This is a genomic window from Xenorhabdus sp. PR6a (assembly GCF_028599065.1).
Lineage (GTDB): Bacteria > Pseudomonadota > Gammaproteobacteria > Enterobacterales > Enterobacteriaceae > Xenorhabdus > Xenorhabdus doucetiae.
Genome location: NZ_JAQRFJ010000007.1, coordinates 34,217 through 58,103, shown reverse-complemented (window position 1 = coordinate 58,103; position 23,887 = coordinate 34,217). Strand labels below are relative to the sequence as shown.

Annotated in this window: 22 protein-coding genes; 12 read left to right on the top strand and 10 right to left on the bottom strand. The window is 48.9% G+C overall.

The features are described 5' to 3' along the window. The first annotated feature begins 9 nt into the window (after positions 1 to 9). The 12 genes from PSI15_RS03465 (at position 10) to nuoN (ending at position 14,494) form a co-directional block, all read left to right on the top strand. On the top strand, positions 10 to 684 hold the full coding sequence (locus tag PSI15_RS03465) for a NuoB/complex I 20 kDa subunit family protein (RefSeq protein WP_045971450.1): 675 nt from the start codon (positions 10 to 12) through the stop codon (positions 682 to 684). 77 nt (positions 685 to 761) lie between these two features. Further along, positions 762 to 2,561, top strand: a complete 1,800-nt coding sequence (gene nuoC / locus PSI15_RS03460; protein ID WP_273582310.1) for an NADH-quinone oxidoreductase subunit C/D — start codon at positions 762 to 764, stop codon at positions 2,559 to 2,561. Positions 2,562 to 2,563: 2 nt separating this feature from the next. Then, on the top strand, positions 2,564 to 3,109 hold the full coding sequence (gene nuoE, locus PSI15_RS03455) for an NADH-quinone oxidoreductase subunit NuoE (RefSeq protein WP_273582309.1): 546 nt from the start codon (positions 2,564 to 2,566) through the stop codon (positions 3,107 to 3,109). Next, positions 3,106 to 4,485: an NADH-quinone oxidoreductase subunit NuoF gene (gene nuoF / locus PSI15_RS03450; protein ID WP_045971444.1), complete on the top strand. Its 1,380-nt coding sequence runs from the start codon at positions 3,106 to 3,108 to the stop codon at positions 4,483 to 4,485. The genes nuoE and nuoF overlap by 4 nt, the downstream gene beginning before the upstream one ends. A 60-nt stretch (positions 4,486 to 4,545) precedes the next feature. Continuing rightward, positions 4,546 to 7,269 carry an NADH-quinone oxidoreductase subunit NuoG gene (gene nuoG, locus PSI15_RS03445; RefSeq protein ID WP_273582308.1) on the top strand — a complete coding sequence of 908 codons (2,724 nt, stop codon included), beginning with the start codon at positions 4,546 to 4,548 and terminating at the stop codon, positions 7,267 to 7,269. After that, on the top strand, positions 7,269 to 8,246 hold the full coding sequence (gene nuoH / locus PSI15_RS03440) for an NADH-quinone oxidoreductase subunit NuoH (RefSeq protein WP_273582307.1): 978 nt from the start codon (positions 7,269 to 7,271) through the stop codon (positions 8,244 to 8,246). Before nuoG ends, nuoH begins: the two co-directional genes overlap by 1 nt. 15 nt (positions 8,247 to 8,261) lie before the next feature. Then, positions 8,262 to 8,804: an NADH-quinone oxidoreductase subunit NuoI gene (gene nuoI / locus PSI15_RS03435; RefSeq protein ID WP_045958195.1), complete on the top strand. Its 543-nt coding sequence runs from the start codon at positions 8,262 to 8,264 to the stop codon at positions 8,802 to 8,804. Between the two features lie 12 nt (positions 8,805 to 8,816). Further along, complete coding sequence (gene nuoJ, locus PSI15_RS03430) at positions 8,817 to 9,347, top strand: NADH-quinone oxidoreductase subunit J (protein WP_273582306.1); 531 nt, start codon at positions 8,817 to 8,819, stop codon at positions 9,345 to 9,347. Continuing rightward, positions 9,347 to 9,649, top strand: a complete 303-nt coding sequence (gene nuoK / locus PSI15_RS03425; RefSeq protein WP_045971435.1) for an NADH-quinone oxidoreductase subunit NuoK — start codon at positions 9,347 to 9,349, stop codon at positions 9,647 to 9,649. Before nuoJ ends, nuoK begins: the two co-directional genes overlap by 1 nt. After that, complete coding sequence (gene nuoL / locus PSI15_RS03420; protein ID WP_273582305.1) at positions 9,646 to 11,490, top strand: NADH-quinone oxidoreductase subunit L; 1,845 nt, start codon at positions 9,646 to 9,648, stop codon at positions 11,488 to 11,490. Before nuoK ends, nuoL begins: the two co-directional genes overlap by 4 nt. A 19-nt stretch (positions 11,491 to 11,509) precedes the next feature. Continuing rightward, complete coding sequence (gene nuoM, locus PSI15_RS03415; protein WP_273582304.1) at positions 11,510 to 13,030, top strand: NADH-quinone oxidoreductase subunit M; 1,521 nt, start codon at positions 11,510 to 11,512, stop codon at positions 13,028 to 13,030. Between the two features lie 6 nt (positions 13,031 to 13,036). Beyond that, positions 13,037 to 14,494, top strand: coding sequence for an NADH-quinone oxidoreductase subunit NuoN (gene nuoN / locus PSI15_RS03410; protein WP_273582303.1), 1,458 nt, complete (start codon positions 13,037 to 13,039; stop codon positions 14,492 to 14,494). 213 nt (positions 14,495 to 14,707) lie between these two features. Here the strand turns inward: nuoN and PSI15_RS03405 are convergent, their stop codons facing one another. The 10 genes from PSI15_RS03405 to pgaB all read right to left on the bottom strand — a co-directional run bounded on the left by PSI15_RS03405 (position 14,708) and on the right by pgaB (position 23,854). Further along, complete coding sequence (locus tag PSI15_RS03405) at positions 14,708 to 15,112, bottom strand: YeeE/YedE family protein (RefSeq protein ID WP_273582302.1); 405 nt, start codon at positions 15,110 to 15,112, stop codon at positions 14,708 to 14,710. A gap of 5 nt (positions 15,113 to 15,117) precedes the next feature. After that, positions 15,118 to 15,555, bottom strand: coding sequence for a YeeE/YedE family protein (locus tag PSI15_RS03400; RefSeq protein ID WP_273582301.1), 438 nt, complete (start codon positions 15,553 to 15,555; stop codon positions 15,118 to 15,120). A 12-nt stretch (positions 15,556 to 15,567) separates the two neighbouring features. Further along, positions 15,568 to 15,891, bottom strand: coding sequence for an ArsR/SmtB family transcription factor (locus tag PSI15_RS03395; protein WP_273582300.1), 324 nt, complete (start codon positions 15,889 to 15,891; stop codon positions 15,568 to 15,570). Positions 15,892 to 16,105: 214 nt separating this feature from the next. Next, positions 16,106 to 17,029 (bottom strand): cyclic diguanylate phosphodiesterase, encoded by a 924-nt coding sequence (locus PSI15_RS03390; protein ID WP_273582299.1) that lies wholly within the window; start codon positions 17,027 to 17,029, stop codon positions 16,106 to 16,108. 378 nt (positions 17,030 to 17,407) lie between these two features. After that, entirely contained in the window at positions 17,408 to 17,893 is a 486-nt protein-coding gene (locus tag PSI15_RS03385) for an OmpA family protein (protein ID WP_273582298.1), read from the bottom strand. Beyond that, entirely contained in the window at positions 17,890 to 19,152 is a 1,263-nt protein-coding gene (locus PSI15_RS03380) for a diguanylate cyclase domain-containing protein (RefSeq protein WP_273582297.1), read from the bottom strand. The genes PSI15_RS03385 and PSI15_RS03380 overlap by 4 nt, the downstream gene beginning before the upstream one ends. A gap of 5 nt (positions 19,153 to 19,157) precedes the next feature. Beyond that, positions 19,158 to 19,628, bottom strand: coding sequence for a YfiR family protein (locus PSI15_RS03375; RefSeq protein WP_273582296.1), 471 nt, complete (start codon positions 19,626 to 19,628; stop codon positions 19,158 to 19,160). A gap of 467 nt (positions 19,629 to 20,095) precedes the next feature. Continuing rightward, on the bottom strand, positions 20,096 to 20,527 hold the full coding sequence (gene pgaD / locus PSI15_RS03370; protein ID WP_273582295.1) for a poly-beta-1,6-N-acetyl-D-glucosamine biosynthesis protein PgaD: 432 nt from the start codon (positions 20,525 to 20,527) through the stop codon (positions 20,096 to 20,098). Further along, the gene (gene pgaC / locus PSI15_RS03365; protein WP_273582294.1) at positions 20,524 to 21,855 is read right to left on the bottom strand and encodes a poly-beta-1,6-N-acetyl-D-glucosamine synthase; all 1,332 of its coding nucleotides are present in this window, start codon (positions 21,853 to 21,855) and stop codon (positions 20,524 to 20,526) included. Before pgaC ends, pgaD begins: the two co-directional genes overlap by 4 nt. Next, entirely contained in the window at positions 21,848 to 23,854 is a 2,007-nt protein-coding gene (pgaB, locus tag PSI15_RS03360; protein ID WP_273582327.1) for a poly-beta-1,6-N-acetyl-D-glucosamine N-deacetylase PgaB, read from the bottom strand. The genes pgaC and pgaB overlap by 8 nt, the downstream gene beginning before the upstream one ends. Positions 23,855 to 23,887 lie beyond the last annotated feature (33 nt).

The window sequence follows — 23,887 nt, the reverse complement described above, 5'->3', positions numbered from 1 at the left end:
GGCATAAAGATGGATTATACGCTCACCCGCATCGATCCGAATGGTGAGAATGACCGTTATCCCCTGCAAAAACAGGAAACCGTCAGCGATCCCTTAGAGCAACACGTTCACCGTAGTGTCTATATGGGAAAATTGGAACATGCTCTGCATGATATGGTGAATTGGGGAAGAAAAAACTCCCTGTGGCCCTATAACTTCGGGCTTTCTTGTTGTTACGTGGAGATGGTGACGTCATTTACCGCGGTTCATGATGTTGCACGCTTTGGTGCAGAAGTCTTGCGGGCCTCTCCCCGTCAGGCTGATTTCATGGTGATTTCCGGAACCTGTTTCGTCAAGATGGCACCCGTCATTCAGCGTCTGTACGACCAAATGTTGGAACCGAAGTGGGTCATTTCAATGGGTGCCTGCGCCAATTCCGGTGGCATGTACGACATTTACTCCGTCGTCCAAGGGGTCGATAAGTTCATCCCTGTCGATGTTTATATTCCTGGCTGTCCGCCTCGCCCAGAAGCCTATATGCAGGCACTACTGCTGTTGCAGGAGTCCATAGGCAAAGAACGACGCCCACTGTCATGGGTCGTTGGCGATCAAGGGGTTTACCGCGCCAATATGCAATCAGAAAGAGAACGGAAGCGCGGTGAACGTATTGCAGTGAAAAATCTGCGTACGCCAGACGAAATTTAAGGCTTTTAGCCATATAGCGTAACCATAGAGCAATGTGTTGCGATCACAAAAACCCTGATCAAGCGTTGTGGTGAAGAATGATGACAGATCAGATAGCGCAAGAAAGCGCCCGGCCGGCTTGGGCAACGCGGGATCATCTTGATGATCCGGTGGTGAACGAGCTTAATCGTCAATTTGGCCCGGATGCCTTTACCCTCCAGCCGACCCGGACAGGTATGCCTGTTGTTTGGGTCAAGCGGAGACAGTTACTGGAAGTAATAACCTTCCTGAAAAAATTGCCCAAACCTTATGTCATGCTGTTTGACTTGCATGGTGTCGATGAGCGTCAGCGCTCTCACCGATCAGGTCTGCCTGCGGCTGACTTTTCGGTGTTTTACCACCTGATTTCCATTGAGCGTAACCGTGACATCATGCTGAAAGTCGCGCTCGCTGAACAAGACCTGAATATCCCTACTATCACGTCAATTTTCCCGAATGCCAATTGGTATGAGCGTGAAACGTGGGAAATGTTTGGCATGACCTTTAACGGCCATCCGAATTTGCGCCGTATCTTGATGCCGCCGACATGGGAAGGGCATCCGTTGCGTAAGGAATACGCTGCGCGCGCCACGGAATTTGATCCTTTTGTACTGACTAAGCAGAAAGAAGATCTGGAAATGGAAGCCTTGACTTTCAAACCCGAAGAGTGGGGCATGAAGCGCAGTACTGACAACGAAGACTTCATGTTCCTTAACCTCGGTCCAAACCATCCTTCTGCCCACGGCGCATTCCGCATTATTTTGCAACTTGACGGCGAAGAAATCGTCGATTGTGTTCCCGATATTGGTTATCACCATCGTGGTGCCGAAAAGATGGGGGAACGTCAGTCATGGCATAGCTATATCCCTTATACCGACCGCATCGAGTATCTGGGGGGATGTGTTAACGAAATGCCTTATGTGCTGGCGGTTGAGAAACTGGCGGGCATTGAGGTGCCGGATCGGGTGAAAACCATCCGTGTCATGTTGTCCGAACTGTTCCGCATCAATAGCCACCTGCTTTATATCAGTACCTTCATCCAAGACGTGGGCGCGATGACCCCGGTTTTCTTTGCCTTTACTGACCGCCAGAAAGTTTACGATATCGTTGAGGCGATTACCGGCTTCCGTATGCATCCGGCCTGGTTCCGGATCGGTGGGGTGGCTCATGACCTGCCACGGGGTTGGGACAAACTTCTGCGTGAATTGCTGGACTGGCTACCGAAACGTTTGAATTCATACGTCAAGGCGGCGCTGAAAAACAGTGTGCTGAAAGGGCGTTCTGTTGGCGTGGCGTCTTACAATGCGAAACAGGCGTTGGACTGGGGCGTTACCGGTGCGGGGCTGCGTGCAACCGGCATTAGCTTTGATGTACGTAAATGGCGCCCTTATTCCGGCTATGAAAATTTCGATTTCGAAGTGCCAACCGGTTACAACGGTGATTGCTATGACCGGGTCATGCTGAAAGTGGAAGAAATCCGTCAGAGTCTGCGCATCCTTGAGCAGTGCCTGAAAAATATGCCAGAAGGTCCATTCAAGGCGGATCATCCGCTGACCACGCCGCCGCCAAGGGAGCGGACTTTGCAGCACATCGAGACCATGATTAACCACTTCCTGCAAGTGTCATGGGGGCCGGTCATGCCAGCCAATGAATCATTCCAGATGATCGAAGCAACGAAAGGTATCAACAGTTATTACCTGACCAGTGATGGTAGCACCATGAGCTACCGTACCCGCATTCGTACACCCAGTTTTGCCCACTTGCAGCAAATTCCAGCGGTGATACGCGGCAGTCTGGTTTCTGACCTGATCGTCTATCTGGGCAGTATCGATTTTGTTATGTCTGATGTGGATCGCTAACGATGCAAAGTGAATTTAACGCAAACAAGCAAGCACGCCTTGATGTGGTTAACGTAACGGACGCTCAGGCACCGGATGAGTTTGTTTTGAGTGCTGACGAACGTAATGCCATTGAGCAGGAAAAACACCACTACGAAGATCCGCGTGCGGCGTCAATCGAAGCACTGAAAATTGTGCAAAAGCAGCGTGGTTGGGTGCCGGATGGGGCGATTTATGCCATTGCCGGGGTCTTGGGCATCCCGGCCAGCGACGTGGAAGGGGTGGCGACGTTTTATAGCCAGATTTACCGGCAACCCGTCGGGCGTCACATTATCCGTTATTGTGACAGTGTGGTATGCCACATCACGGGCTATCAGGGCGTTCAGTCAGCGATAGAGTCGCACCTGAACATTCGTCCGGGGCAAACCACGGCAGACGGGCGTTTCACCCTGTTGCCGACCTGCTGTCTGGGTAATTGTGACAAGGGGCCAACCATGATGATTGATGAAGACACCCACAGTTACGTGAAGCCCGAAGAAATTGAAAAATTACTGGAGCAATATCCATGACAACGCATTCAGGAGTGAAAGACATTATCCGCACAGCGGAAAATCATCCCCTGACATGGCGGTTGCGTGCTGACCAACAACCTGTCTGGCTGGATGAATACCGCGACAAGAATGGTTACAAAGGCGCCGAAAAAGCACTGAAGGGCATGGCGCCTGATGAGATTACCGCGCTGGTGAAAGACGCTGGCTTAAAAGGCCGTGGCGGTGCCGGCTTCTCAACAGGCTTGAAATGGAGCCTGATGCCAAAAGATGAAAGCATGAATATCCGCTACTTGCTGTGTAATGCGGATGAGATGGAGCCGGGTACATACAAAGACCGCTTACTGATGGAGCAACTGCCTCATCTGCTGGTGGAAGGCATGTTGATCAGTGCCTTTGCCCTGAAAGCCTACCGTGGCTACATCTTCCTGCGTGGTGAATATATCGAGGCGGCGGTTCATTTACGTAAGGCTATCGAAGAAGCCAAAGCCGCCGGGTTGCTTGGCAAGAATATTCTGGGCAGTGGTTTTGATTTTGAACTGTTTGTGCATACCGGCGCGGGTCGTTATATCTGTGGTGAAGAAACCGCGTTGATTAACTCCCTTGAAGGGCGTCGAGCCAATCCACGTTCAAAACCGCCCTTTCCTGCGTCTGCCGGCGTATGGGGCAAACCAACCTGTGTCAACAACGTCGAAACGTTGTGCAACGTGCCTGCCATTCTTGAGCATGGGAAAGCGTGGTATATCGGTTTGAGTGAGGGCAAAAGTAACGATGCCGGCACCAAACTGATGGGTTTTTCTGGTCGGGTCAAAAATCCGGGTGTTTGGGAACTGCCGTTTGGCACAACCGCCCGTGAAATTCTGGAAGATTACGCCGGGGGAATGCGTGATGGCCTGAAATTCAAGGCCTGGCAACCCGGCGGGGCAGGCACCGATTTCCTGACCGCAGACCATTTGGACCTGCCGATGGATTTTGAACATATTGCCAAGGCGGGCAGCCGCTTGGGAACCGCACTGGCAATGGCGGTGGATCATGAGATCAATATGGTTTCCCTGACCCGCAATCTTGAAGAATTCTTCGCTCGTGAATCTTGTGGCTGGTGCACACCGTGCCGTGATGGTTTGCCGTGGAGCGTCAAAATCCTCCGTGCTATTGAAAGTGGCAAAGGCCAGCCGGGTGACATCGAAACCTTGGAACAACTCTGTCGTTTCCTTGGCCCGGGCAAAACGTTCTGCGCTCATGCACCGGGTGCCGTAGAGCCTTTGCAGAGTGCCATCAAATACTTCCGTGAAGAATTTGAAGCGGGCATTGTCACCAAAGACCATTCTTTCAACGACTACGGCAATACCAGCCTGATTGCGGGTATTCAGCCCAATTTGCTTAAGCAGCGTTGGTAAGGTTGGTTTTCATTTTTGATTAACGCCTGCCACGGCAGGCCATTGGGAAGCATGCTGACTATGGCTACGATACATGTAGACGGCAAAGAATATGATGTAAACGGGGCTGATAACCTGTTACAAGCCTGCCTCTCATTGGGGCTTGATATACCTTATTTTTGCTGGCATCCGGCGCTGGGAAGCGTTGGCGCTTGCCGCCAGTGTGCGGTGAAGCAATATCAAAACGCGGAAGATACGCGTGGGCGTCTGGTGATGTCTTGTATGACACCGGCGTCAGACGGCACGTATATTTCCATTGATGATGATGAAGCGAAACAGTTCCGTGCAAGTGTTGTGGAGTGGTTAATGACCAACCATCCCCACGATTGCCCCGTTTGTGAAGAAGGAGGCAACTGCCATTTGCAGGATATGACGGTCATGACCGGGCATTCATTCCGAAAATACCGTTTTACCAAACGCACTCACAAAAATCAGGAACTGGGGCCATTCGTTGCTCATGAAATGAACCGCTGCATCGCCTGTTACCGTTGTGTCCGCTACTACAAAGATTATGCGGATGGAACGGATTTTGGCGTTTATGGTGCTCATGACAACGTCTATTTTGGCCGCCCTGAGAGCGGCACTCTGGAAAGTGAATTTTCCGGTAACCTCGTTGAAATTTGCCCAACCGGAGTATTTACCGACAAAACCCATTCAGAACGCTATAACCGTAAATGGGATATGCAGTTTGCGCCAAGTATCTGCCAACAGTGCAGCATTGGCTGTAACACCAGTCCCGGTGAACGTTACGGTGAATTGCGCCGGATAGAAAACCGTTACAACGGCACCGTTAACCACTACTTTATGTGTGACCGCGGGCGCTTCGGTTATGGCTATGTCAACCGTGACGATCGGCCTCGCCAGCCACAACAACTGCGTGGCGATCAGTGGATTTCATTGAATGCTGAACAGGTTATGCAGGGGGGCGCCGATATTTTGCGTCAGGCAAAAAATGCCATTGGTATTGGTTCACCGCGTGCCAGCATTGAAAGTAACTTTGCCTTGCGTGAATTGGTAGGGGCGGAAAACTTCTACAGCGGCATTTCAGCGGAAGAACAACATCGCCTTGATACGATGCTGGAAATTCTCCAGCAAGGCGGCGTTTATACCCCATCGCTGCGTGAAATTGAAGATTACGATGCGGTGTTTGTGCTGGGGGAAGACCTCACGCAAACGGCGGCGCGCATGGCATTATCTGTGCGTCAGGCCGTGAAGGGGAAAGCGCGTGAAATGGCTGCTGCCCAGAAAGTGGCAGACTGGCAAATTGCGGCGGTGATGAATATCGGCCAACATGCCAAGTACCCTCTCTTCCTGACCAGCGTCGATGATACCCGGTTGGATGATGTTGCCGCATGGAACTACCGTGCCCCGGTTGATGATCAGGCTCGCTTGGGTTTCGCCGTGGCACACGCCCTGAACAGTATTGCTCCTGCCGTTAATGATTTGCCGGATGAACTGAAATCGAAGGTGGAAATCATTGCACAAGCATTACGTGAGGCGAAAAAGCCCTTGATTATCAGTGGCAGCAATTCAGGCAGCGATGCCTTGATTCAGGCCGCTGCCAATATCGCATGGGCCCTGAAAGATAAAGGCTCGGAGGTTGGCCTCTCCTATGTTGCCGCCTATGCCAACAGCATCGGGCTGGCGATGATGGAAGCGCAGCCACTGGATGCGGCTTTACAACGTATCGCCAAAGGCCATTCAGATACCGCCATCGTGATGGAAAATGATCTCTATCGCCATGCCCCGGCGGATAAAATTGATCACGCGTTGGATAGCCTGAAAAACCTGATTGTCGTGGATCACCAGCGCACCGCCATCATGGATAAGGCGCATCTGATCCTGTCAGCCTCCAGCTTTGCGGAAAGCGATGGTACGTTGGTGAATCAGGAAGGTCGTGCCCAACGCTATTTTCAGGTTTACGAACCCGCATTCTATGACAAGTCCATTGTGATGTTAGAAAGCTGGCGCTGGATGCACTCACTGTATACCACCTATACCCAGTGCCAGACCGACTGGACGCAGCTTGATCATGTGATTGCCGCCTGTGTCAAAGCCATGCCGCAATTCAAAGGCATCGTCAATGCGGCACCGGATGCGGCATTCCGTATTCGTGGGCAAAAATTGGCACGTTCTCCCCATCGTTACAGTGGCCGTACTGCGATGCTGGCTGATGTCAGTGTGCATGAGCAGCGCCAGCCACAGGATATCGATACCGCATTTGCTTTCTCAATGGAAGGGAACAACAGCCCCTATGCACCCCGTCAGCAAATCCCCTTTGCATGGGCACCGGGCTGGAACTCACCCCAGGCGTGGAATAAATTTCAGGCGGAAGTCGGTGGCAAGCTGCGTTTCGGTGATCCGGGTGTTCGTTTGATTGAAGCGGTTGATGGTGGATTGAACTATTTTGACGCTATTCCGGCCGCATTCACTGCGCAAAACGATCAATGGCATATTGCGCCTTATTTCCATCTGTTCGGCAGTGAAGAACTGTCGCAGCGTTCTGAGGTCATGCAGGCGCGTATGTCTGAGCCGTATGTGATGATCAATTATAAAGATGCAGAGCATTTGAAGGTGAAAGAAGGTGCGGTGATGGCATTGGATTGTGAAGGGCAGCAACTGCGCTTAACCGTGCGCTTGAGTGGCAATCTGGCTCAAGGGCAAGTCGGCTTGCCGTTGGGAATGCCGGGGATACCGCCGGTTCTGGCGGGCAAATCAGTCCATAACTTACGGGAGGTTGCATAATGAGTTGGTTTACTCCCGAAGTCATTGAAATCCTGATTGCGGTACTGAAAGCGGCTGTCATTCTGTTGGTCGTGGTGGTTTGCGGGGCCTTCATGAGTTTCTTTGAACGCCGCATCCTTGGCCTGTTCCAGAACCGTTATGGGCCAAACCGCGTAGGTTGGGGCGGTTCATTGCAGCTTGTTGCAGACATGATCAAAATGTTCTTTAAGGAAGACTGGGCACCGCGCTTTTCCGACCGCGCCATTTTCACCTTGGCGCCTGTCATTGCTTTCAGCTCAATGTTGCTGGCTTTTGCTATTGTGCCGGTAAGCCCAACATGGATGGCCGCAGACCTGAACATTGGCATCTTGTTCTTCATGATGATGGCGGGCTTGGCGGTTTATTCCGTGCTGTTTGCGGGTTGGGCGAGTAACAACAAATATGCCTTGTTGGGTGCGATGCGTGCATCAGCACAGACATTGAGTTATGAAGTCTTCCTCGGTCTGTCCATGATGGGCGTTGTCGCCCAAGCCGGTTCCTTTAACATGGTGGATATCGTCAACTCACAGCAACACGTGTGGAATATCATCCCCCAATTCTTTGGCTTCCTGACCTTTGCCATTGCGGGGGTTGCGGTATGTCACCGCCACCCCTTCGACCAACCGGAAGCGGAACAAGAGTTGGCCGACGGTTATCACATTGAATATTCCGGCATGAAATTCGGTCTGTTCTTTGTGGGCGAGTATATCGCCATCGTGACGGTATCCGCTTTAATCGTCACACTGTTCTTTGGTGGCTGGAATGGGCCTCTCTTGCCTCCTTTCGTCTGGTTTGCGCTGAAAACGGCATTTTTCATGATGATGTTTATCTTGATCCGCGCCGCCTTGCCGCGCCCTCGTTATGACCAGGTGATGTCATTTGGCTGGAAAGTCTGTCTGCCGTTAACGTTACTTAATATGCTGGCGACTGCCGCCGTGATTTTATACAACGCTCAATAAAGGGGTGATTGAACCATGACATTAAAAGAGTTAGTGGTCGGTTTCGCCACCCAGGTACGCAGTATTTGGATGATAGGGCTTCATGCCTTCCATAAACGCGAAACAAAAATGTATCCGGAAGAACCGGTTTATCTGCCACCCCGTTACCGTGGGCGCATCGTGCTGACGCGTGATCCTGACGGTGAAGAGCGTTGTGTTGCGTGTAACTTGTGTGCAGCGGTCTGCCCGGTGGGATGTATCTCACTGCAAAAAGCCGAGCATAAAGATGGTCGCTGGTATCCTGAATTCTTCCGCGTCAACTTCTCGCGTTGCATTTTCTGCGGCCTGTGTGAAGAAGCGTGCCCGACTACCGCGATTCAGTTGACGCCGGATTTTGAACTGGGGGAATTCAAGCGTCAGGATCTGGTGTACGAAAAAGAAGATCTGCTGATTTCAGGGCCGGGTAAATATCCTGACTATAATTTTTACCGTAAGACAGGTATGGCGATTGACGGCAAAGACAAAGGCGAAGCCGACAATGAAGCCAAGCCTATCGACGTTAAAAGCCTGTTGCCATAAGGAGCGATATTCATGGAGTTTACATTTTATGTCGCAGGGCTGATTGCTGTTCTCGCCACACTCAGGGTTATCACTCATACCAATCCGGTGCATGCCCTGTTGTATCTGATTATTTCCTTGTTGGCACTGTCCATCGTCTTTTTTTCGATGGGGGCTTATTTTGCCGGTGCTTTGGAGATCATCGTTTACGCGGGCGCGATTATGGTGTTGTTCGTCTTCGTCGTGATGATGCTGAATTTAGGCAAATCCGTGGTCGAACAAGAGCGGCTATGGCTACAACCCAGGGCTTGGATTGGCCCGTCAATCCTGTCTATCGTGCTGTTGATTGTGCTGGTTTATGCCATCAGTACGCTGCCATCCGCCGAAATCAGTGGTGAAGTGGTCAGCGCCAAAGAAGTGGGTATTAGCTTGTTTGGCCCTTATGTATTGGCCGTCGAGCTGGCCTCTTTGCTGCTGCTGGCAGGGTTGGTCGTGGCTTACCACATTGGCCGTGAAAATCGGCAAGGGGAAGTGATCAGCAATCGTGCGGAGGACCAACAATAATGATAGCGTTACACCACGGCCTCATTCTGGCGGCTATTCTGTTTATATTGGGCTTCACTTGCCTGATTATCCGCCGCAATCTGTTATTCATGCTGATCGGGCTGGAAATTATGATCAATGCCTCAGCGCTGGCATTTGTCGTTGCCGGCAGCTATTGGCTCCAGCCTGATGGTCAGGTGATGTACATTCTGGCCATTACTCTGGCAGCCGCCGAGGCGAGCATCGGTTTGGCACTGTTACTACAGTTGCACCGTCGTCGCCAAAACCTGAATATTGATACAGTCAGTGAGATGCGCGGATGAACTTACTCTATTTAACTATTCTGCTGCCATTGCTGGGATTTTTGCTGCTGGCATTTTCCCGTGGCCGCTGGTCTGAAAATGTGTCAGCCACCATTGGAAGTGGTTCTGTTGGGCTGGCAGCCTTGGCCACATTCTGGGTAGCGATGGATTTTCTTGCCCAGAATGAGGCAGGGGGACTGGTTTACAGCCAAACATTGTGGAACTGGATGGCAGTGGATAATTTCAGCATCCCCGTTAATCTGGTGCTGGATGGCCTGTCACTGACGATGCTCAGTGTGGTGACCGGCGTTGGTTTCCTGATCCACATCTATGCGTCTTGGTATATGCGCGGTGAAGAGGGATATTCCCGTTTCTTCGCTTATACCAACCTGTTTATCGCCAGCATGGTGGTATTGGTGCTGGCAGATAACATACTGCTGATGTACCTCGGTTGGGAAGGTGTAGGTCTGTGCAGTTACCTGTTGATCGGTTTCTATTACAAAACCCCGGCTAATGGCGCAGCGGCAATGAAAGCCTTCATTGTGACCCGTGTTGGTGACGTATTCCTTGCTATTGGCATGTTTATCCTTTATGACCAGCTTGGTACGTTGAGTTTCCGCGAACTGGCGGTATTGGCGCCACAACAGATTGAAATCGGTTCTGGCGCGATCACTTGGGCAACCTTGATGATTCTGGGAGGAGCCGTAGGGAAATCAGCCCAGTTGCCATTACAAACCTGGCTGGCGGATGCGATGGCAGGCCCAACGCCGGTTTCTGCGCTGATCCACGCCGCTACCATGGTGACCGCAGGGGTTTATCTGATCGCCCGCAGCCATGCCTTGTTCTTAATGGCGCCTGATATTCTGCACCTGGTCGGCATTATTGGTGCAGTCACCTTGTTATTGGCGGGTTTCGCCGCGCTGGTACAGACCGATATCAAGCGCGTGTTAGCCTATTCCACCATGAGCCAGATTGGTTACATGTTTCTGGCCTTGGGCGTGCAAGCGTGGGATGCCGCGATTTTCCACCTCATGACCCATGCGTTCTTCAAGGCGTTACTGTTCCTCGCTTCTGGTTCAGTGATTCTGGCCTGCCATCATGAGCAAAACATCTTCAAAATGGGCGGCCTGAGCAAGCGTATCCCATTTGTTTATCTCTGTTTCCTGGTTGGCGGCTCGGCATTGTCAGCCCTGCCATTACTGACCGCAGGTTTCTACAGTAAAGATGAAATCCTGTGGGGGGCACTGGCAAATGGTCATATGAACCTGATGCTGGCGGGGCTGATCGGGGCATTGATGACATCCCTGTACACCTTCCGCATGATCTTTATCGTGTTCCACGGTGAAGAAAAAACCCATGCTCATCCGGTCAAAGGCATTACCCATACCTTGCCATTGTCAATCTTGCTGCTGCTGTCCACCTTTGTTGGTGCACTGATTGTGCCGCCATTGGCGGGCGTTCTGCCAGAAAGCCATGCCGGACATGATGGCAAAGTAACACTGGAAATGATTTCTGGTGTGGTTGCCGTTGTTGGTATTTTACTGGCGGCAGCGCTGTATCTTGGCAAACGCAGTGTGGTCAATGCCACTGCAAACAGTGCGCTGGGGCGCTTCTTCTCCACATGGTGGTTCCATGCATGGGGATTTGATGCGCTGTATGACTGGGTATTCGTGAAACCATTCAAAGGCATTACCCGTTTGCTGCAAAGTGATCCTTTGAACTCACTGATGAACATTCCTGCCATATTGTCGCGTTGGGGCAATAAAGGGCTTCGTTGGAGTGAGAACGGGCAAGTCCGTTGGTACGCGACCTCTATGGGGTTGGGTGCAGTGCTGGTTTTAGCTCTGCTGCTTTTGGTTTAATTAAGGGACACATTGCGCCATGCTACTACCTTGGCTAATTCTTCTGCCCTTCATCGGAGGCCTGTTATGTTGGCAGGCGGAGCGCTTCGGCATCCGCATGCCGCGTTGGATAGCGCTTCTGGCGATGGGACTGACGCTGTTACTCTCCCTGCACTTGTGGTTGCAGGGCGGTTATACACTCACCAACCCACAGGGCATTCCACAGTGGCAATCAGAATTCTTGCTGCCATGGATCCCCCGTTTTGGCATCAGCATTCATCTGGCACTGGATGGTCTGTCCTTGCTGATGGTGGTGCTGACGGCACTGCTGGGCTTGATGGCAATCCTCTGTTCGTGGAATGAAAACCAGCCATACCAAGGGTTCTTCCACCTGAACTTGTTGTGGATACTGGGCGGTGTGATGGGCGTCTTCCTTGCCATCGACCTGTTCCTGTTCTTCTTCTTCTGGGAAGTGATGTTGGTGCCGATGTACTTCCTGATTGCCCTGTGGGGACACAGAGGCTCGGAAGGGAAAACCCGTATCACGGCAGCAACGAAATTCTTCATCTATACCCAAGCAAGTGGTCTGGTGATGTTGATTTCGATTCTGGCGCTGGCCTTCATTCATCATGATGCCACGGGAGAATGGTCATTCAACTATGAAAAATTGTTGAATACACCGATGTCATACACCATTCAATACCTGCTGATGCTGGGCTTCTTCATTGCATTCGCCGTGAAAATGCCGGTTGTTCCCCTGCACGGTTGGTTGCCGGATGCCCATAGTCAGGCACCAACCGCAGGTTCGGTTGATCTGGCGGGGATCTTGCTGAAAACCGCAGCATATGGCTTGCTCCGTTTTAGCTTGCCACTGTTTCCAGAAGCGTCTGCGAATTTTGCCCCGATTGCCATGTGGCTGGGGGTTATCGGCATTTTCTACGGTGCATGGATGGCGTTCAGCCAGACGGACATCAAACGCCTGATTGCCTATACCAGTGTTTCCCATATGGGCTTCGTGCTTATTGCCATTTATACCGGTAGCCAACTGGCTTATCAGGGCGCAGTGATCCAGATGATTGCACATGGTCTGTCAGCGGCGGGGTTGTTCATTCTGTGTGGGCAATTATATGAACGGCTGCACACACGTGATATGCGTCAAATGGGCGGTCTGTGGGGAAGAATTCAACTCTTGCCAGCGATCTCCTTGTTTTTTGCGGTAGCCACACTCGGTATGCCAGGAACCGGTAACTTTGTGGGTGAATTTATGATCCTGTTCGGCAGTTTTAGTCAATTCACCCTGATTACGACGGTATCTGTGTTCGGTTTGGTTTTTGCCTCCGTTTATGCACTGTACTTGATGCAGAAGGCTTATTACGGTACGCCAAAAACGGATAAACCATTACAGCCGATGGATGTGCGTGAAATGTCCATTTTGCTGCTGTTGGTCGTCTTATTGGTGATTTTGGGCGTTTACCCACAGCCAATTCTTGATACCTCAGCCGCAGCAATGGGTAACATCCAGCATTGGTATTCAGCTTCACTTTTAACTACAAGGCCGTAATTCGCCATGACAATAACTTCTGAACAATTGATCGCACTGTTGCCGCTATTGATCGTCGGATTGACGGTGGTGGTTGTGATGCTGTCCATTGCGTGGCGACGCGATCATTTCACTAATGTCACCTTGACGGTAATTGGTTTAAACCTGGCGCTGTTCTCTCTCTATTTTGTCGGGCAGCAGGAACCAATGGATGTCACGCCATTGATCCATGTCGATCGTTTTGCCATGTTCTATACGGCCCTTGTGCTGATTGCGAGCCTTGCAACAACGACCTTTGCCTATTCATGGCTGGAAAATTATCCCGATAATAAAGAAGAGTTTTACCTGTTGGTGATGATCGCGGCGGTTGGGGGAATTCTGCTCTCTTCTGCCAACCACATGGCATCACTGTTTATCGGGATTGAATTGATCACTCTGCCACTGTTTGGTTTAGTGGGCTATGCGTATCGCCAGAAACGTTCGCTGGAAGCGGGCATCAAATATATGCTGTTGTCCGCGGCCGCCTCTTCATTCCTGCTATTTGGTATTGCGCTGCTGTATGCAGAATCCGGTGATTTGTCTTTTGCATTACTGGGCAAGAGCCTGAGTGACAGTCAACTGCATGAACCGTTGGTTCTGGCGGGCTTGGGGATGATGATCGTGGGACTGGGCTTTAAACTTTCCCTGGTGCCTTTCCAACTGTGGACGCCGGATGTTTACCAAGGCGCGCCGGCACCGGTTTCGACCTTTCTGGCAACGGCAAGTAAAGTGGCTATCTTCGCCGTGGTCATGCGCTTATTTATTGCAGCGCCGGTCACCGAAAGCGAAACTTTACGTATTGTGCTAACGGTGATTGCCATTGCCTCTATCCTGTTTGGTAACTTGCTGGCATTGACACAAAGCAATATCAAACGGCTGCTGGGTTACTCATCCATTGCCCATTTGGGATATCTGTTGGTGGTCTTGGTTGCCATCAAAGATCATACGCTGGCAGAAGAGACGGCAGGTATTTATCTGGTTGGTTATTTGCTTGCCAGCATCGGGGCATTTGGTGTGGTCAGCCTGATGTCCAGCCCATACCGAGGGCCGGATGCGGATTCACTGTTCTCATATCGCGGCCTGTTCTGGCATAAACCGATTCTGTCAGCGGTAATGACCATCATGATGTTGTCACTGGCGGGAATACCCTTAACCTTTGGCTTTATTGGTAAATTCTATGTCATCGCGACAGGTGTTGAAGCCAGATTATGGTGGTTAACGGGTGCCGTTGTTGTCGGTAGTGCCATCGGCCTTTACTACTACCTGCGGGTGATGGTGAGCCTGTACCTGCCGGCACCGAAAGCACTGAACCGTGATACACCGCGCAATTGGGCATTGACTTCCGGCGGGATTGTTGTGTTGCTTTCGGGGTTACTGGTGTTGATCCTTGGTGTCTGGCCACAACCGCTGATTGATATTGTTCAACTGGCAAGAAGCGGTTTGTAACATAACCGAAATTCTGTTTGAGCCATCACTGAAAAATCGTCTTCCGAATAGAAAACGTTCAGTGATGGTTTCTTCCTTTCTCTCGTTTTGCTATCCGCCTGCGGCGCAGACGGCATCCGTTATCGAGACTTCTTATCCAGAATTCAGGTTAGTGAGTTTGTAAATAAATCGCTAATCGCCAGACTGACAATCTGAGGATTTTTTATCTGTCAGTTATTTTTTACGATCCACCAACACCATTCCGATGATCATCGCCACTATAAAGGCAGACCCTTTTGTATGCCCCGCCCCCAATAGCACTAAGCCTGGCCCTGGGCAAATTCCGGCAATCCCCCATCCCAGTCCAAAAAGTGCGGCGCCTCCCATCAAACGCCAGTCTATTTGGCGCTGGTCAGGCAATATCATCGGTGTACCACAAAGTGCGTACTGACGCCGTTTAGCCAGCATGAAACCGACCAGACCGACAAGGATAGCCCCCATCATCACGAATGCCAAAGACGGATCCCACGGATGAGCCAGATCCAAAAAACCTAAAACTTTAGCGGGGTTTGCCATTCCGCTGATAATCAACCCCAAACCAAAAATGACACCAGACAGCAGAGAAAATATCATCACCATTTTTTTCATCCCACGAAAGACCAATAACCCAACACGGTTGCTGTGATAAATCCCACGGCCATAAAGATCAGTGTGGCGATCAATGAACGTAAAGAGAGGCGAGAAAGCCCGCATACCCCATGCCCGCTGGTGCAACCGGAACCTATCCGTGTGCCCATTCCCACCAAAAGGCCGGCGATAATAGTGGCAGGAAAGGATGCTGTAATGGTGATTTCTGGTAATGGATACAGCAGGTTATAAAGCACAGGGGAAATAATGATGCCTGCCAGAAATGCTAACCGCCATGAGCGATTATTCTCTTTAGGCTGCAATAATCCGCCGAGAATACCGCTGATACCGGCAATCCGGCCACAAAATAACACCAATACAATTGCGGCCAGACCAATCAATATTCCACCACTAAAGCTCAACCCCGGTGTGAACTGGGCAAAATCAATATTCATCCTAATCTCCTGTTATTCCGGCTTCGGGCAATACAAGGTATAAAGGGTATGAAGCAATGTCAGAATGCGTTCGTCTTCAATACGATAGAAAATTTGTTTCCCTTCCCGACGGGTTTGCACCAGATTTAACCGCCGCATTACGCCTAATTGCTGCGACAGCGTTGGCTGATGGACGCCCACGGCTTCTTCAAGTTGTCCGACAGAGGCCTCTCCCTGACTCAGTTGGCACATCAATAGCAAACGGTCATCATTGGAAAGTGCCTGTAATACATCTGCCGCTCCTTCGGCCGCTTCTCGCATTGCTTGCTGCACAGGGCGATTCGCCTTCATTATCATATTCTCACCTCAACATTTTACTTTTTTATATAATATAAATTAATAAAATAAATGCAAGCCGGATGGGGAATTGTCGTTGGGAAAGTGAATGCTATAGGCTTAAATAAAGTCAAAAAGAGCTTTTAAATAAGGCCTTGATTGAGTTTTAGCATGAGGGTTGTGTGTTTTTGCATCAATTGCCAATAGTGTTGAATGAATGCCGCGGGAATTTTTATCATAACCATTTTTTGACAAATTCTTCTAATGGCATTGGACGGTCGAAGTAATATCCCTGCAAATAATCAACTGAATAGTTCTTTAACTGATTGATCTGTTCCTGGTTTTCAACCCCTTCTGCCACAATTTCCAGACGCAGTCGTAAAGCAAGATCAACGATATTTTCCACAATATGTTTTGAAATCATATCGGTATTCATTTTGCTGATAAAGTTATGTCCGATTTTTATTAAGTTAATATTAAACTTGTGTAAATAATTGTAATTAGAGTAACCCGTACCGAAGTCATCCAATGCAATTAATACACCTAATTTATTCAACTTATTGAATAAACTCATTGTATGGTCGTCTGACTCCAATAATTCTCGTTCAGTCATCTCCAAAATCAGTTTGACAGTATCTTTGGGAAATGATCCCAGAAAATTTTGGCAATCATCAACTAATTGAATATCTTTATAATGTTTTGCACTGATGTTGAAATTAAAATGGAAATGTACCGGTAATTGATGGGCAATCGGTACAAAATAGTCTCGCACTTGGGTGATTAGGTGATGCGTTAAGGGAATAATCAAATCTGACTTTTCAATTTGTGCAATAAATTTATTGGGTGTCAATAACCCGTGAGCCGGATGTTGCCAGCGAACCAGAATTTCACATCCAATGATTTGATTGTTTTGACTACAAATAATGGGCTGTATGTAAGGAATGAATTGTTTATTTTTGATCGCTTTTTTCAGGTGATATTCTGGGAAAGTGATGGTTTTGGTGTATTGATAAAAAAACACCGCAGAGATGAGAGTAAGCAGAGACAGTAAAATAAATACAGATGCTAATTCCACATCTGGCTGGATATTGTCCTGATAATTGGAAAATAATCTCCAGAATATAAATCCTGTGCCGACAATGAGGGTGATGAATAACATCACAAATATCCGATACAGGGATCGGAATGATTTCAGATTCAGCCTCATCATTTCTCCTTTTTGATAAAGCCCATTACTTAACAGTAGACTTGTTATCTAAATATGCAAAGTTTCATTAACTTCTTGATTACAAAAAATGTTGTTCTTTTTTTGAGAAAACAATCTCAGCTATGTTACAGGAAGAATTTAGCGACGGGAAATAGCGATATGACTATACGGCAAGATCGGGTCAAAAAATTTCGAAATTAGTGGCAATGATCAAAATAACAAAATATTTTTGCCCTCCATGGCAAAATTATTATTTATTGATATCAATATATTAAGGTTAACTGTGTTAAATGGTCTTGTTTTAAATAGTCTTGTATTAACGCCCATTTTTTACGGCGTTGTTATCACGATGGCAACACGGCGGTTTTCTGCCCGGCCTTTTGAGCTTCGGTTATCGGCGATAGGTTGGCTTGGCCCTAATCCACGGGTTGTCAGATGAGTACGCTGCATCCCTCCCTGTGTCAGTGCCTCTGCAACGGTGTTAGCACGTTTTAACGATAATTGATTGTTGTAGCTCACTTCTCCGTAGTTGTCCGTATGGCCATCAAGACGTGCATGGTGGATACCCACTTTGGATAAAACATTGGCGAGTTCTTTTAACTTGGTCTTACCTTCGGGACGTAAGTGGAATTGGTTATTACCAAATAGCACTTTTTCTGACATACCAAATAGCCAGCCTTCATCGGTTTGTTGAAATCCTTGTTGTTTAAGCGCGGCGATTTGGGCTGCGGTCAACATCCCTTTGTTCTGGCAAGCACTGAGAAAAAGGGTGCCAATAAATACCCAGGTAAATAGACAATAACGGTTTCTGCTCATAGAGGGTTCCTTGATAGATAGTTTAGTTTTGTTGTATCTGCGGAATACCAGCCGCCACCTCGTTGTTTAATGTGATACATCGCCGCATCCGCTTCACAAAGCAGTTGTTCCGCCGTTAGTTCACCGTTGGATAAGGCAATGCCAATACTGAGCGTGATACGCAGGTGTTGTCCGTTAGGCAGAAGAATGGGGGTGTCCATGGCATGGATGATATTTTTTGCAATGCGTTCTGCATCGTCCAGATTGGCAGAGGGTAACAGGATAGCGAATTCATCCCCGCCAAGCCGGGCAACGGTATCTGTTTTTCTCACTTTCCTTTTTAACGTGGCGGCTATCGTGACAAGAACGTGATCGCCGGCGGCATGTCCATAGATATCGTTGACATATTTCAGCCTGTTACCATCAATAAATAATATTGCTGCACTTTCACGCATGAATTTATCGTTCATCACGGTTGAAAGAACACGCTCAAACGTTGCCCGATTTGGTAAACCGGTGAGAGAATCATGTTGCGCTTGCCAGGTTAACGCGGCTTTTTCTGTTTGCAGATGATGTTGCCACTCTTCCAGCTCTTCCAGCAGGTGATTGAAAACCTGACTTAACTTGTGCAATTCAGCGATATGGGCAGAAGGCACTCGCCGTGAAAATGTCCGCTGTTGCCGTACATCATGGGCGACGACCGTAATATTTTGCAATGCCCTGACGATGCCATCATGCATACGCAATGAAAGGTAAAGTGAAATCACAGCACTAAACAGCAGGCAGGCAAAGAGTACCAGCAGAGCCTGATAAATAAACGTGATGATATGGTCGCTGTTGCCGATTAGCCAGACTGAGCCGACTTTTTGTTGATGGTGATAAATTGGCAGGGTAATCGGTTCAGGCAGTAGCCAGCGCTCGATCCATTTTCGGAAGTTGCCGGTACGCGACCCCTGATTGGCTTGCCAGCAGGCTAATACCTGTTGTTTGGCATCAAAAATTTTAGCTTCGGTAAAACTATCGTGAACCGCAATCATTTCCAATATTTCGTTTGCTGCGGTTTTATCCTGAAAGACGACGGCAGCCTGTGCTGTATGGGCAATGGTTGTGGAGATCAGCTTTAAATTATTTTCGGCATACTTCTGCATGGCAAACAGCGCCAGCAGGGATAAAAATAAGCCGACGACGGATAATATGATAAACGTAATAATCAGATGGATTCGGTGAAAAGCCTGACGTAAAGTTGGGCGAGATGGCATCAGTGAATAACGTTTTTTCATACAGATTATTCCACCTTGCGAGCCAGTTGCAGCACATTCGGATGTACGCGCACACCGCTGCGCGTCAGAATATCAAGGTTAAGGCTAAAAGTGGCCTGTGTGCTGTTAATGTTGAGGCAAAATGCGCTGCCAATTTCACAATTCGGATTATTTTCAGCAATAGTCAGTAATGGTTTCGTCTCTTTCAGGCTAATCACTTGGTGTTGAAGTTGAGGATCAACCTGGCCATAGTAAATAACATCACATCTTTCTATAAGTTGTTCTACGTTGAAACTCAGCGTTTCTATTTGCAGTTCTGTTTGGTCAGAAATCATATCAATGTGGGTTAAGGCGCTAATGTAATTGGATGGGGGAACCAGACATAAATGCAGCGCCGCCGGTGCAATAGGCCAGTGGCTATAACTGATAATGCCAGAAACAACCCGCACAACATGTTGATTGAGGATGAGCTTTTCATTGGTATCAGGCATAGCCATGACGGCTGAATTACCTATCACAGTGCTTACGCATAAGGTCATCAGTACCTTTAGAAATAATCTGGAAACACAATGTCTAAAAACAGTACGCTTACAAAGATGATGAATCCGTTCAATCATTTTCATAACGAGTTCCGGTATTTGCTTTTCGTCCAGCATTTGCCTTTCATATCGTGTCAAAAGTCTAGCGTCAAAAATCGAGTGTAAATAATCGTGTTGAAGCGACTGATAAGATTTGTTCTTAACCAGAACCTATCTCATCAAGCTATTTTTGCCATTATTCTTCTGTCACTATTGTCATGACTGTCATTACGATTGCGACTATGCAAAAATGATACCGAATGAGATAGGTTGTAAAGCCGTTGCTCACCAAATCATTTAATTGGTAACTTCAAGGTATAATTTCATCGCCAACAAATAGACTGCGGTTGCTAATTTCGATGTTGCTAACGTCGATGTTGACAACGCTATATTGATACATCTTTATGGATCCCTATTATATGTCCATGATTGTCATAAGTGATACTGGAAACTTTACTCTGCTTTAAGACATCTAACCGTTTTTGTTCCAGAATAAAACTCTGTGCCACCTCAGCGTGCGTTAATGCAGGTCGGTGGTGGCGACGCTCGAGCTTAAATCGATGTTGGTTGTATTTTGCCCAGCCAATGAGCAGAAATGCATTGAATATGGCGATGGCAATATAAAGGGCGATAGATCCCAGTTCTGACGTCAATGTTGAAGTCAGTGTTGAAGTAAAAGCGCTGGTGCCATGATGAGAAGTGTTAAATAATCCCACGATAAATAAATAGATAAAACCCACCCAAGCCAGAATCGTCAGCAGGATATCCATAAAACGGGGCAATAATTTTTGTTCAGTAAAAATTAAGGGATCTTTCATGATTCGATTCTCTCTATTCCCCTGTCAGGGCTTTCCCAGCGGGCACGTTTTCTGTGTACTTTGAGCATCACTTTGGGAAAAGAAACCAGGGTCGTAAATAGGCTTAGCATCCAATAAACCATCGGATACCAAATGACCCAGAAAAGCGATGAGGCAACGTGTTTTTCATAGCGTCGTTCAATCATCAAGCTGACGGTAAACTGGAGCAGGCAGGTAGCCGCCAGCACTAATCCCGTGTATCCGGGGGGAAATAGGGTATAGACGCGAATATTTTCCGGTAATGTGATGAGCATTCCAAGAAAAAATAACATGATAGAAAGGGCAAAGGTAAATGACCAGATCACAGAACAGCAGAATTCGGCAAACAGTACCCACATGCGGCGATATTGCCATGACCACAATTGACGCAGGTTTTTCAGGAAAACCTCGGCGCCACCCTGCGCCCAGCGCAGCCGCTGTTTCCATAATCCCCGCAGGGTTTCAGGCATCAAGATCCAGCAGATGGCTCGGGGTTCGAAAAAGATAGACCAATGGTGTAACTGGAGTTTCCAGCTCACATCAATATCTTCTGTGATCATGTCATTGCTCCAGTAACCCACATCGGCCAGTGCCCGGCGATTAAAGGCCGCAACCACCCCCGAAACGGTAAAAACCTGACCATAAACCCGCTGGGTGCGTTTGATGAGGCCAATAATGGAGGAAAATTCACCCACCTGAACGCGCCCGACTAACGTGGATCGCGTGCGAACCCGGGGGTTGCCGGTTACCGCACCCACACGGGGATTTTCAATGATCGGCTTGACCAGCCAAACCGCGGCATCGCGATCTAACAAGGCATCACCATCAATGCAGACCAGATAATCACTTTTCGCCGCTGCGGCACCGGCTTGCAGCGCCGTGGCCTTGCCTTGGTTCTGTTTCAGGTGTATCACCCTTAAGGCTTGATGTTGTTTCGCCATGGCATTGAGTTCATCTGCCGTGCTGTCGGTTGAACCATCATTGATGGCGATCACTTCAACGTAGGGATAACGCTGGTTTAAGGCTGCCAGCAAGGTTTCGCGCACATTCGGCCCTTCGTTGTAGCAAGGGATCAAAATTGAAATCAGTGGTTCACCTTCAAGCTGTGGGGCTGCTTGATCCACCACTTTCCAATGCCTTTCCCGATAGAGCCAGAAATAGATCCCGCCTGAGATCCAGATGGCCGACATGAACAACGGCCAGAAAAAGACAAAGTTCAGCATCACTTCGCCGGTAAACGTGACGGCGATGCCAAGGGGGATGCTCAATACCAGACAGAGCACGATCAAAGCAAGAATACGGTCAATCATTAAGTGGATACCATTCAGGAGAAAGAACAGGGCGGATCTCATTCATTTCTGGTTGATTATTGATAAAGTCATCCGGGTAGTAACCGAAACTCTGCGCACCATTGAGCTGCAATTGACGCATCCATTCAGCCAGTTGATGTCCCGGTATCGCTCTCTTATCCAGAGGCTTGCGCCAGTCTACGGACTGGAGTTCAAAGACGGTTTTGGCCAGTGCTTCTGGGCGTTGAGCAATGGTTTTGACCAATCGGGATAACCACGCATTGCTTTTTGCTAAGGGCACATTTTCCATCAAGGGCATGGCCATGGGCGCGACCCAATCGTAGTGGGCGAGAAAATCATCCAGATTCTGGGCAAACCACGCTTCGCTGTCGGGTTTCAGGATCGGCAGGGCAAAAATATTGCGCGCCGTTTTGATCTGATAACCCCGTATCGATTTGAGTTCCTGGGTTAATTCGTGGGTAAAGTCAATCAGGTATTGGCTTTTGAAACGAGTCCAACGGGCGAATTGTTCCGGATCTCGCCGAATTTCTGCAACGGAGGCCGGTAAACCAGCGGCCTGATAAGCTTTGATAGCATCGGCACCGGCGTCTTCAAAATCGGACATGACGGCATCATCGTGATACAGGATGCCCTGAAAAATGGCATGGGAGGCCAAATCCTGATAAATCTCTTTGATTCTTCGGCGGTTGTCCGGGTTATAGGGCGATAAACGCCGGTATTGTGTCGGGTTGACAAACAGTTTGTCGTGACTTTCGTCATAACTCATCACCCGCGGAAGTGAAGGCGCCAGCTCAAATGCCAGAACAGGCATCCATGCATAAACTTCAATGTTCAGACGACTGTGCAATTGCCAGGCAACACGGTTAAAGAGATCGGCACGCATCGGCAGCCAGCGATTGGGGAAATAGAGTTCACGGACATTGCCATCGCCTTTGGGATCAGCAAAGGCTTGCAGAAAAACCGTATTGACGCGCAGATCGGCAAGGCGTTGTACCAGTTTGTCAAGATTATGAGCTTGTTGAACGGGGTCAGGATCGTAAACATAGTCCAGATCAATATGGGCAATCCGTAAGATCGGTTTGTCCTGCACCTGAATGATTTGCTCAGCGAACGCTTTCAGAGAAGGATTATGAGTCAGCAAGATACGCGGAACATTATCAAGGCTGTTAGCATTTGCCAGCCCATTATCCAGCGTCAATGCCATTTTGTAGCCGTAGCGTTTGGCGATTTCCAGCGTAACACCGTTATCTATGCCATAAGGCCAAATCCAGACCCGCGGTTGCTTGCCTGTGGCAGCGATAATTCTTTGGGTAATCGTGGCAATGTCCTTTTCCATCCGCTGGCGAAACGCGTGCTCACTTTCATATTGACCGGTTTTCGGATCGTAAATGCGAACGGCCGCGGCAGGCTCTGTATTGCCTTGTGGGTTAGCGATGGCGCCATAATGATGTTGATAAGTATGGGAGCCGATTTCCACTAAACCCGATTGGGACATCTCAGCCACTTGTTCCCAGGTTGTAAAGCGTTCCCGCGGCACGATTAAGCCACCAAAATCAACCGGTTTTCCGGCGGGGACATCAACCCAGATCCCAACCGGTGCCAGAATGCCTGGCCAGTTATAGGCTTTAAGCAGGGGAAAAACGCGATGGTAAAAACTGCTATAACCATCATCGAAAGTCAGTAATACTGCCTTGGGAGGTAATGGCGTCCCGCCCTGATTGGCGATAAGAATTTGATCGACGGTAACCGGCTGGTAGCCATTTTCCCGCAACCAGGCAAATTGATCGTTCAATGCGCTGGTACGGACTGACAGAAAACGCTGATCTGCTCCCTCATCCTCAACATCATGGTAAGCCAGAACCACAAACCCGTTTTTAGGCCAAGGACGTTCGTTCATCGGCAGGGGACGTTGCGTGGGGGGGACAAAATCAGGTTTTTCGGCATAGGCCATCATGCCGAATGGGGGAATAAACAGGCTAATCAGCAGTGTCAATATCATCAGCCAATGACGAAAAAGGTGATATGTCATAAA